Below are 9,716 nucleotides of genomic sequence, written 5' to 3'. Positions count from 1 at the left end.
GGACTGAGCCCTGTACAATTCAGGACTCAGCACTTGGCAGCGTAACTCACTGTCCAACGAAATGGGGTCACTTCAAGGGTGCCCACCCTACCGGATCCGCGTTAGCGCAAATAATGACGAGGGCATCCGTCATTGTGCTATCTTTGTGGCAACTTTATTTCTGACGCCAGGAATGCAAAGATGGCCCGCTCCGACTTCCTCGACCGTATCCGCGTCGTCCTCACCGCCCTGGTCATTCTGCACCACGCCGCCATCATGTTCGGCGCGCCGGGCGGCTGGTACCTGACCATCCCCACCGATAACCTGGCCGAGAAGCTGCCCTTCGCCGTTTTCGTCTCCGTGAACCAGGCCTTCTTCATGGGCTTTTTCTTTCTGCTGGCGGGCTACTTCAGCGCAATATCCTATGAACGCAAGGGACCGGCCCGATTTGCCCGCGACCGCCTGCTGCGCCTGGGCATCCCGCTGCTGGTCTATGGCTTCGTGCTCGGTCCGCTGACAGTTGCCATTGCCGGCGTCCACGAAGGCGAACCCCTGTTGGAACACTGGGCCGCACTCGCCACCCGTCTGTATTTCAACATCGGACCGCTCTGGTTCGCCCTGGCGCTGCTGATCTTCAGCGCGGCCTACCTGCTGTGGCGCTACCTGCGCAACCGCGCCAGCCTTGGGAGCTGGTCGCCCAGCCACCACACCCTGCTGCTGGCCGCACTCGCCACCGGCGCCTGCGCCTTCCTGCTGCGGCTGGTCATGCCGACCGGACAGGAAATCTGGGGGCTACAAATCGGCTATTTTGCTTCATACACGGTATTGTTCGCCGGCGGCTGCGCCATGGCCGGCAGCCGCTGGCTGGAACACATCGGTCCGCAGCAGGCAAGGCGCTGGCGCCTGGTCGCGTGGCTGGTCGGGCCGCTGCTGTTTGTCTACGGTATCGTGGTCAACCTGGTGCTGGGCCAGCCCTTCGAAACCTCGGGCGGCTGGACCCTGCCGGCCCTGGCCTATGCCTTCTGGGAGCCTTTCGTGGCCTGGGGCATCATCCTGGGCATGCTGGCGCGCTTTCGCCGCACGGGCGATCCGTCGCCGCGCTGGCAGCCTTGGGCCAGGCAAGCCTATGCCGCCTACATCCTGCACCCGCCGCTGCTGACCGCGATCGGCTTGGCCGCCGCCACGCTGCCGCTGCCGAACATGCTGAAGTTCGTGCTCTCCGGCGCGATCGGCGTCGCCGCCAGCTTCCTGGTGGCGCGCCTGGCGCTCAGGCTGCCGGGAGCGAAATCGATCCTGTAGCCTCGGGCGCGATGATGCCGTCCGGCGTCGGCGTCTTGTCGCGGAACTCACACAAGTCGTTGATGATGCAGTTCCAGCACTTCGGGCGGCGCGCGACGCAGGTGTAGCGGCCGTGCAGGATCAGCCAGTGGTGGGCGTCCTGCAGGAAATTCTTGGGCACGAACTTCAGCAGCTTCATCTCGACTTCGTCGACGTTCTTGCCGGGCGCGATTTTGGTGCGGTTCGAGACGCGGAAGATATGGGTGTCGACCGCCATGGTCGGCTCGCCGAAAGCGGTGTTCAGCACCACGTTCGCCGTCTTGCGCCCCACGCCGGGCAAGGCTTCCAGCGCCTCGCGCGCGCGCGGCACTTCGCCGCCGTGCTGCTCGACCAGGATCTGGCAGGTCGCCATCACGTTCTTCGCCTTCGTGTTGTACAGGCCGATGGTCGAGATATAGCTTTTCAGCTCGTCGATGCCGAGGTCGAGGATGGCTTGCGGCGTGTTCGCCACCGGATACAGGCGGCGCGTGGCCTTGTTCACGCCGACGTCGGTCGACTGCGCCGACAGCAGCACCGCGATCAGGAGTTCGAAAGGCGTCGTGTATTCGAGTTCGGTGGTCGGGTGCGGATTGGCGGCGCGGAAGCGGGTAAAGATGGCGAGGCGTTTGGCGGGATTCATCGCTCAGTTTTTCTTTGCTCAGTTTTTCTTCGGCTGGGGTGGCGTGGCGTCGGTCGATGGGGTCTCGGTCGACGCTGCGGCGCGCTGGCGTGCCCGTTCCATGGCGGCCGCGATGATGGCGCGCTTGCGTTCCTTTTCCGCCAGTTCTTCCGGCGTGTTGGTTTCTTCCGCCGTCACCGCCTTCATCTTTTCCAGGGCCTTGGCCGCCAGGCGCGCATCGTTTTCCTCGCGTTCGCGCTGCAGGCGCAGGCTGCGGAAGTCATGGCGCGCGCGCGCCGCATCGGCCGCTTCCTGCGACCACGCCGCCCAGCCGGTGGTCTCGGTCACCGGGACCATGCTGATGCAGTCGACCGGGCAGGGCGCCACGCACAGGTCGCAGCCGGTGCACAGGCTCGGCAGGATGGTGTGCATCTGCTTGGCCGCGCCCATGATGGCGTCCACCGGACAGGCCTGGATGCACAGGGTGCAGCCGATGCACAGGCTTTCGTCGATGAAGGCAACCGGGCGCGGGCGCTCGATGCCGTTGGCCGGGTTGATGGGAATGACCGGGTGGCCGGTGACGGAGGCCAGGCGGCGCACGCCTTCGATGCCGCCGGGCGGGCACTGGTTGATCGGCGCTTCGCCGTTCGCGATCGCCTTCGCATAGGGCCGGCAGGCCGGGTAGCCGCACTTGGTGCATTGCGTCTGCGGCAGCAGGTCTTCGATCTGGTCGGCAAGAGTCTTGGTCACGGTGATGCGGCGGCGTAAAGCCGTCATTATCCGACAAAAGCGCGGAGGGCGCGACCGGGGTTGTTGTTTCGATCAGTAAGTGGAACAGCGTACAGAGCTTATGCAATGTCCATGGCTTACTGACGGTACAGGCTGCGCATGCATGCGCGCCATCTTTCAAGGAGGAAAAAACATGAACAAACGCCTCATCGCCAAGAGCATGATCGCACTGATGCTGGCCGCCAATGCGCCGGCATTCGCCCAACACAATGACCGCCACGACCGCCGTGACGACCGCCGCGAATACCGCGACGAGCGCCGCGATGACCGCCGCGACTTCCGTGACGAACGCCGCGAAGACCGCCGCGATTACCGGGATGCCCGTCGCGACGACCGCCACGCCCGCCGCGGCGCCGGCCCGCGCCACGACCTGTATCGCGGCAACCGCCTGCCGTCCAACTACCACCACAGGCAATACGTGGTGGACAACTGGCGCTCGCACCGCCTGAGCGCGCCGCCGCGCGGCTACCACTGGGTGCAAGTGGGCAACGATTACGTGCTGGCGGCGATCGCCACCGGCATTATCGCCAGCGTTTTGCTGGGCAATTGAGTGGTTGGCGAGGACGCCAGCCCGCCGACGCGGGAGGCGTCTCTCCAGCCTGTTTATAGGAGAACGAAATGACTGAATGGATTGTCGCGCCCCTGCTGGCGGCCGACCCCACCTCGCGCCCGGTGTACCGGCCCGGGGAGAGCGACGCTGCCGCTGCGGCCAAGCCCGAACCTGCCGCAGACGACCGCCGCGGCGCCGACCGGCGTGAACCGCATGTCGATACGGACGACGATTTCGGGCGGGGCGAGGACCGGCGCGACAGCGTAGCCTGAGTTGGCTGTCATATGAAAAAATGCCGCGTTCAACGCGGCATTTTTTTTGGATTACGACACTGTTCAGCCATGCGCCTTGATGAACTCGCCGATCTTCGGACAAATGATCTCGCGCCAGCGGCGGCCCGAGAAGATACCGTAGTGGCCGGCCTTCGGCGCCACGTAATCGAGCTTCATGTCGGCCGGAATGCCGCTGCACAGTTCGTGCGCGGCCTGGGTCTGGCCGGCGCCGGAAATGTCGTCGAGTTCGCCTTCGATGGTGAACAGGGCGACTGTCTTGATGTCCTGCGGACGCACCAGCTTGCCGCCGACTTCCCAGGTGCCCTTCGGCAGGCTGAAGTCCTGGAACACAGTCTTGATGGTGTCGAGGTAGTACTCGGCCGGCATGTCGAGCACGGCGTTGTATTCGTCGTAGAACTGGCGGTGGCTTTCGGCCGATTCCTCGTCACCGCGCACCAGGTGCTGGTAGAACTCGCGGTGCGACTGGGCATGGCGGCCCGGGTTCATGGCGATGAAGCCGGCGTGCTGCAGGAAGCCCGGATACACCTTGCGGCCAAAGCCCGGGTAATTGCCGGGCACCGAATAAATCACGGTGTTCTCGAACCACGAGAACGGCTTTTCGGTGGCCAGGTCGTTGACGGCGGTGGGCGATTTGCGCGGGTCGATCGGGCCGCCCATCATGGTCATGGTCTTCGGCAGCTTCGGATCGTTGTCCGACGCCATCAGCGAGATCGCGGCCAGCACCGGCACGGTCGGCTGGCACACGGAAATCACGTGCACGTCAGGGCCGAGGGTGCGGATGAAGTCCTGGACGTAATAGATGTAGTCGTCCAGGTGGAAGGGACCGGCCGACAGCGGCACCATGCGCGCATCGACCCAGTCGGTAATGTAGACGTCGTGGTTCGGCAGCAGGGCGCGCACGGTGTCGCGCAGCAGGGTGGCGTGGTGGCCCGACAGCGGGGCAACCACCAGCACGGTCGGCTGGGCCAGCGCTGCGAAGGCCGCGTCAGGCAGGTCCTTCTTGAAGTGGCGCAGCTGGCAGAACGGTTTTTCGACCGCAATGCGCTCGACGATCTTGACCGTCTCATCCTTGATGGTGGTGGTATCGATGCCGAAGGCCGGCTTTTCGTAATCCTTGCCCAGGCGGTACATCAGCTCGTAACCGGCGGCGATACGTTGCGAGAAAGGCGTGTGGGCGAAAGGGGAAACCGGGTTCGAGAACAACTTCGAGGACGCATCCGCCCATTGCATCAGCGGGGTCAGGAAGGAGCGTTGCATCTCATGCAATTGGTAGAGCATAGTAATCCTTCTTTGGTAGAGCAAAATCGCCTTGGCGGCGCCCGATGGCGCCCGCGTGCGCGAATTTTAATCAAATCATTATAGGGTCAAATGATTGGCTGGTGGAAATTTCCAGCACCCTCGTTCAGATTTGGTATTTGCTTAGAAGGGGTTATAGCACCGTTTTCGAGAGGGCGTCCGTGATGCGCCACACATAAAAACAAATGCCCCGGCTAGCCGGGGCATTGTGGTTTTCTGGTTACTGAACTAAAACTATCAGTCGAAAACTGGGGTTTCCACGCCGAGGATCTTGTGCAGTTTCGGCGAGGTCGTCGTGTACTGCATGTGGATCTTCTTGTCCGGGAAGATGTACGGCGCGGCGCCGAAGGCGGCCAGCGCGGCTTCGTGGAAGCCCGACAGGATCAGCTTTTTCTTGCCCGGGTAGGTGTTGATGTCACCCACGGCAAAGATGCCCGGCACGTTGGTTTCGAACTTCTCGGTGTCCATCACCTTGAGCTGCTTGCGCTCGATGTCCAGGCCCCACTCGGCGATCGGGCCGAGCTTCGGCGACAGGCCGAAGAAGACCATCAGCATGTCCAGCGGCACACGGCGGGTGACGCCGTCGGCGCCGGTGACCTTCACTTCGCTCAGCTGGCCGTCTTTTTCGTCGTAGCCAGTGACCTGGCCGGTGATCAGCTGCATCTCGTATTCGTCGCACAGCTGCTTCATCTTGGCGACCGAAGCCGGGGCGGCGCGGAAGTCCTCACGGCGGTGCACCAGCACGACCGACTCGGCCTTGCCAACGAAGTTCAGGGCCCAGTCCAGCGCGGAGTCGCCGCCGCCGCAGATGACCAGGTTCTTGCCGTCGAAGATGCTCGGGTCCTTGACGCGGTAGTGCAGCTGGCTGTTCTCGAACTTCTCGATGCCTTCGACCTTGATCGTGCGCGCCTGGAACGAACCGACGCCGGCGGCGATGAAGATGGTCTTGGTGATGAATTGGGTGCCGGTCGAGGTTTCGACGTTGAAGCGGCCGTCTTCGCGGCGCTGCACGGTGGTCACTTCCTGGCCCAGGTGGAAGGTCGGCTCGAACGGCTCGATCTGCTTGAGCAGGTTGTCGGTCAGTTCCTGGCCGGTGCACACAGGCACGGCAGGGATGTCGTAGATCGGCTTGTCCGGGTACAGTTCCACGCACTGGCCGCCGACGGCCGGCAGCGAATCGATGACGTGGGCCTTGATCTCGAGCAGGCCGAGTTCGAAGACCTGGAACAGGCCGACCGGGCCTGCGCCGATGATGACGGCGTCGGCGTCGATGGCGCCGGCGAACGAGCTGTTGGGGGCGATGCTGCCCGCATCATGGGTGGCACTGATAGTCATGCGCAATGGTCCTGTTGATTTTGTAAAAGAGGGGCGGTGACGCGATGGCCGCTAGTGTGCCATGGATGACGCGAGCCTGCCGGAGACGAGCGAAAACAGCGTGCGGCGACGGCGGCCCGAAACAGCCGACGCGTCACCGCTGGGCGGGTTTTCAGCGTGCCAGCTGGTCCAGCTTGCTGGTGACGTCTTTCCACTCTTCGGCGTCGGGGAGCGCCGGCTTGGTCTTGGTGATCGACGGCCAGAAGCGCGACAGATCGGCGTTGATCTTGATGAATTGCTGCTGGTCGCCCGGCACGTCTTCCTCGGCATAGATCGCATTGACCGGGCACTCGGCCACGCACACGGCGCAGTCGATGCACTCGTCGGGGTCAATCGCGAGGAAATTCGGGCCTTCCCGGAAACAATCGACCGGGCATACATCGACGCAGTCGGTATACCGGCAGCGGATGCACGATTCGGTGACAACGTGGGTCATAACAGTCCTATCTATGGTGGGGTGACGCAGCGTCAGCGCGCAGGAGAGGGCCGCCGACTGGCAAAGCACTGTATTTTAGGGCAATTCGAGTTTTCCTACAAATTGGGTTTAGACACAATATACATAAGCAAATGTGCTGCCCAAGCTTGGCTTGACCGTGGAAACAACGGCTGAGCAGGGATCCCGCGGCCGTCATTCTCTGTGTTGGCGGGCGATATCGTACGGTGAGCACTCCGTGCCCACGCGGAACGTCGCGCCGTGTTGGCTTGGCCTGGATGGCAGATGATGCATCGAAGCGACGTCTCGAATGATCATTTGGACGCGCCAACATATTTCATGTTGTTCGATTCAAACCCAGTCAACACCATTCATCGTTCCGCGTGGGCACTCCGTGCCCACCGTACGGTCGACTTCGGTGGTAGGGTGGACGGGTTCCCTGTCCACGCGTTCAACGCACGGTGGCGCCCCGACACCGATTCACGACGCCCCCTGCAATCTCGCCAGCAACGCCGGCCACCCCGTCTCCCCCAGCGACCCGTCGTCCGCCAGCACCACCGTATGCGTCCGCCCCGCGTCCTCCACCGTGATCTCCCAGCGCGGAATATCCGCCCCCACGGTGCACATCGGCGCCGCCCCGAAAAAATCCACCTGCCGCAGCAGCGCCTCGACCGACCCGCCGTCCGCGCGGCAGGCCGTATCAAGCTCGAAGCACTGGCCGCCGCCGGCAAAGCCGCCTTTCTGTTTCGCCGTGATCTTCATGACGCGCCTTTCATTGCGAGGAACCGTTGCCGTCGTCCAGCACCGGCTCCTCGCCCGCCGGGCCATTGCGCCCGCGGTCGGCGCACCAGCGCGCCAGCGCCTGGGCTTCGGCGTCGAGCAGGCGCTCGATGTTGTAGTACTCGGCCAGGTTCATGGTACCGCAGCAAGCGCGCCGGTCCTGCTGGGCGCCGGGCGCATCGCAGACCCCGGCCGCCAGGCGCACGTGGACGCGGCAGGCCGGCGCCATGGGGCGGCCGGGCAGTTCGGCATCCATCGGCGGCACGCCATCGAGCATCGGTGTCGGCGCTTCGGCTTCCCCGGCCGGCGCATCATTGGCGACATCGGGCTCGCCCACCACTTCGCGTACCGTGAATTGCTGGCGGATCGAGGCCATGTAGCTGTCGGGCTTGCCATCTTCGAGCGCCAGCCGCAGCATTTCATTGACCACGTCGGCATAGGTGGCGGCGATGTCGGGCGCGGCGATCAGGGCGCGCAGCACCAGCCCGCGCAGCCAGGACGCCACCCGGTGCAGCACGGCGGCATCGTCTTCCAGCGCCGGATTGCGCTCGAGCGCGAACAAATCGGCCAGGATGTCGTACACGCCACCGGTAAACACCTGGGAAATCGCATGCACCTGGGTGCCTGCCTGCGACAGCGTCAAGTCGTTGTCGGCATTCCTTAGCCCGGTGGTGCTGCCGAGCGCCAGGCCGAACTGCTCGGCAATGTCGGCCAGGAAGGTCTTGTCGTGCAAGCGCGCCTTGGTCTGGGCCACCACCGCTTCGCACTGGTCGAGCTGGGACAGGGCCAGGAAAATCGCGGTCAGGTCGCCGAAGGATTCGTGCAGGCCGCCCGTCTGCGGCGGCGCGTCGGCCAGCAGCCAATGCGGCTTCAGGCCATCGAGCACGGCGTGGCCGGTCTCGTGGGCGACGATGTCGAAGGAGCGGCAGGTGAATACACGTTCGCTCTGGCCGCTCGGCACGAAGTCGCCGAACTTCAGGCAATTCTGGGTGCGGCTGTAGAAGGCGTTCATCACGTTCGGCAAGCCGTAGGGGAAGATTTGCAGCGGCGCCGTGTCGATGCTGCTGTTCCATTGCCAGGGCAGCGGCATCTCCGCGCCGCTGCTTGAAAGCGAGCGCTGGTACATGGTCAGCGTCTGGCGCACCACGGCAAAGGTGTGGACGGCGTCGAACTGGGGCGTGTCGGGCATGGTGACGAAGTCGCCGAAGGCATTCGGCTCGACCGGGCTGATGCCGGGATCGCCCGACGCGATGCGGGCGTCGCGCGGGCCGGCCAGCACGATGCCGGGCAGGAAAGCTTTGCGCGTGCCCATGTCGAGCACCGAGGGGTCCTGCTTCCACATCAGCACGCGCGCGCCGAAGGCATACGGCAGGGGCACCTCGGACGCGGGTTCGCCGGCGCCGCGCGGGGAACCGGGCTGGTCCAGCAGCTGCGCCGCCTTGCGGTGCTGGCGGTAGGCCGCGCTGGGCGTGGGAATGAAGGCGACCGGCGGCTGGTCGCGTTCGGTGGTGATCGGGTCGTCCGGCAACAGGGCGCGTTGTTCCATGCTGAATCCTCGTGTGGTTGCGTTAGCTCAGGCCATAGTCGTCCTGTGGGGCGTGACGATCTTGACGATGATCAATTGCAACGCGGACTGGCACGAGCGCGATGCAACTGGCATCATGGCGGGCTGTTGCGTTTATATGAGGAAGGAAATCGGATGGCCGACATTCACATCGTCCAGGAACACAGCCTGAGCCCGGAGAAGGCGCGCGCGGCGGCGCAGCAGGTGGCGGACAAGGTCGCGGCCGAGTTCGGCATGCAATGCCGTTGGGACGGCGACGTGTTGCGCTTCGAGCGCAGCGGCGTGGAGGGCGCCCTGACCCTGGAAGCCCAGCGCGCGGCGCTGCGGATCAAGCTCGGCTTTTTGATGAGCGCCTTCGGGCCGGCGATCGAAGCCAAGGTCAGCGACAAGATGCGCAAGGTGTTTGCGGCCGCTTGACCGCAGGTGCGGCAATGGCGCTTTGCCTCTGCAAAGCGCCGGCGGGAATCAACCCTTCAGTTCTTCGATCAGGTCGATGTACTGCTGCATCGCGTCTTCCTGCGAGGTGCCTTTCAGGCCATCCCAGGCATCGTACTTGGCGCGGCCGACCATGTCGGTGAAGCCCGGACGCTCGCCGGTCACGTCGCCGCTCGAGCCCTGCTTGAACAGCGCGTAGATCTTCAGCAAGGTCATGTTGTCCGGACGCTCCGGCAGGTTCTTCGAATCGGCCTGGGCCTGGGTGAACTGGTCTTGCAAGCTCATAA

General features: G+C 64.2%; 12 protein-coding genes. 4 read left to right on the top strand and 8 right to left on the bottom strand.

Features of this window, described 5'->3' with window-relative positions:
- Window positions 1–180 precede the first annotated feature (180 nt).
- Complete coding sequence (locus tag QPK31_RS24745; protein ID WP_290425558.1) at window positions 181–1,278, top strand: acyltransferase family protein; 1,098 nt, start codon at window positions 181–183, stop codon at window positions 1,276–1,278.
- Here QPK31_RS24745 and nth read toward each other — a convergent pair.
- Together nth and rsxB are read right to left on the bottom strand one after the other, a co-directional pair.
- Window positions 1,247–1,936, bottom strand: a complete 690-nt coding sequence (nth, locus tag QPK31_RS24740; RefSeq protein WP_290425557.1) for an endonuclease III — start codon at window positions 1,934–1,936, stop codon at window positions 1,247–1,249. The genes QPK31_RS24745 and nth overlap by 32 nt on opposite strands.
- A gap of 18 nt (window positions 1,937–1,954) precedes the next feature.
- Window positions 1,955–2,692 carry an electron transport complex subunit RsxB gene (rsxB, locus tag QPK31_RS24735; RefSeq protein WP_290425556.1) on the bottom strand — a complete coding sequence of 246 codons (738 nt, stop codon included), beginning with the start codon at window positions 2,690–2,692 and terminating at the stop codon, window positions 1,955–1,957.
- 145 nt (window positions 2,693–2,837) lie between these two features.
- On the opposite strand from rsxB, the gene QPK31_RS24730 reads away from it, so the two are divergent.
- Together QPK31_RS24730 and QPK31_RS24725 are read left to right on the top strand one after the other, a co-directional pair.
- On the top strand, window positions 2,838–3,254 hold the full coding sequence (locus tag QPK31_RS24730; protein ID WP_072474459.1) for an RcnB family protein: 417 nt from the start codon (window positions 2,838–2,840) through the stop codon (window positions 3,252–3,254).
- A gap of 68 nt (window positions 3,255–3,322) precedes the next feature.
- Complete coding sequence (locus tag QPK31_RS24725) at window positions 3,323–3,526, top strand: hypothetical protein (protein ID WP_290425555.1); 204 nt, start codon at window positions 3,323–3,325, stop codon at window positions 3,524–3,526.
- Window positions 3,527–3,589: 63 nt separating this feature from the next.
- Here QPK31_RS24725 and QPK31_RS24720 read toward each other — a convergent pair whose 3' ends face one another.
- The 5 genes from QPK31_RS24720 to QPK31_RS24700 all read right to left on the bottom strand — a co-directional run bounded on the left by QPK31_RS24720 (window position 3,590) and on the right by QPK31_RS24700 (window position 8,976).
- The gene (locus tag QPK31_RS24720; RefSeq protein ID WP_290425554.1) at window positions 3,590–4,825 is read right to left on the bottom strand and encodes a polyhydroxyalkanoate depolymerase; all 1,236 of its coding nucleotides are present in this window, start codon (window positions 4,823–4,825) and stop codon (window positions 3,590–3,592) included.
- A 255-nt stretch (window positions 4,826–5,080) separates the two neighbouring features.
- A complete protein-coding gene (locus QPK31_RS24715; RefSeq protein ID WP_290425553.1) occupies window positions 5,081–6,178 on the bottom strand; it encodes an NAD(P)/FAD-dependent oxidoreductase in 1,098 nt (365 codons plus the stop codon).
- 151 nt (window positions 6,179–6,329) lie between these two features.
- Window positions 6,330–6,653 (bottom strand): ferredoxin FdxA, encoded by a 324-nt coding sequence (gene fdxA, locus QPK31_RS24710; RefSeq protein WP_290425552.1) that lies wholly within the window; start codon window positions 6,651–6,653, stop codon window positions 6,330–6,332.
- A 477-nt stretch (window positions 6,654–7,130) separates the two neighbouring features.
- Entirely contained in the window at window positions 7,131–7,412 is a 282-nt protein-coding gene (locus tag QPK31_RS24705; protein ID WP_290425551.1) for a hypothetical protein, read from the bottom strand.
- Between the two features lie 10 nt (window positions 7,413–7,422).
- Complete coding sequence (locus QPK31_RS24700; protein ID WP_290425550.1) at window positions 7,423–8,976, bottom strand: hypothetical protein; 1,554 nt, start codon at window positions 8,974–8,976, stop codon at window positions 7,423–7,425.
- A gap of 153 nt (window positions 8,977–9,129) precedes the next feature.
- Between QPK31_RS24700 and QPK31_RS24695 the strand changes: the two genes are divergently transcribed.
- On the top strand, window positions 9,130–9,411 hold the full coding sequence (locus QPK31_RS24695) for a polyhydroxyalkanoic acid system family protein (RefSeq protein WP_290425549.1): 282 nt from the start codon (window positions 9,130–9,132) through the stop codon (window positions 9,409–9,411).
- A 48-nt stretch (window positions 9,412–9,459) separates the two neighbouring features.
- On the opposite strand, the gene QPK31_RS24690 is transcribed toward QPK31_RS24695, so the two are convergent.
- Window positions 9,460–9,714, bottom strand: a complete 255-nt coding sequence (locus tag QPK31_RS24690) for an acyl-CoA-binding protein (RefSeq protein WP_290425548.1) — start codon at window positions 9,712–9,714, stop codon at window positions 9,460–9,462.
- Window positions 9,715–9,716: the final 2 nt, after the last annotated feature.

The sequence above is a fragment of the Massilia sp. YIM B02769 genome (assembly GCF_030411995.1).
Taxonomy (GTDB): domain Bacteria; phylum Pseudomonadota; class Gammaproteobacteria; order Burkholderiales; family Burkholderiaceae_D; genus Telluria.
This window is presented reverse-complemented; position numbering and strand designations above follow the sequence as displayed.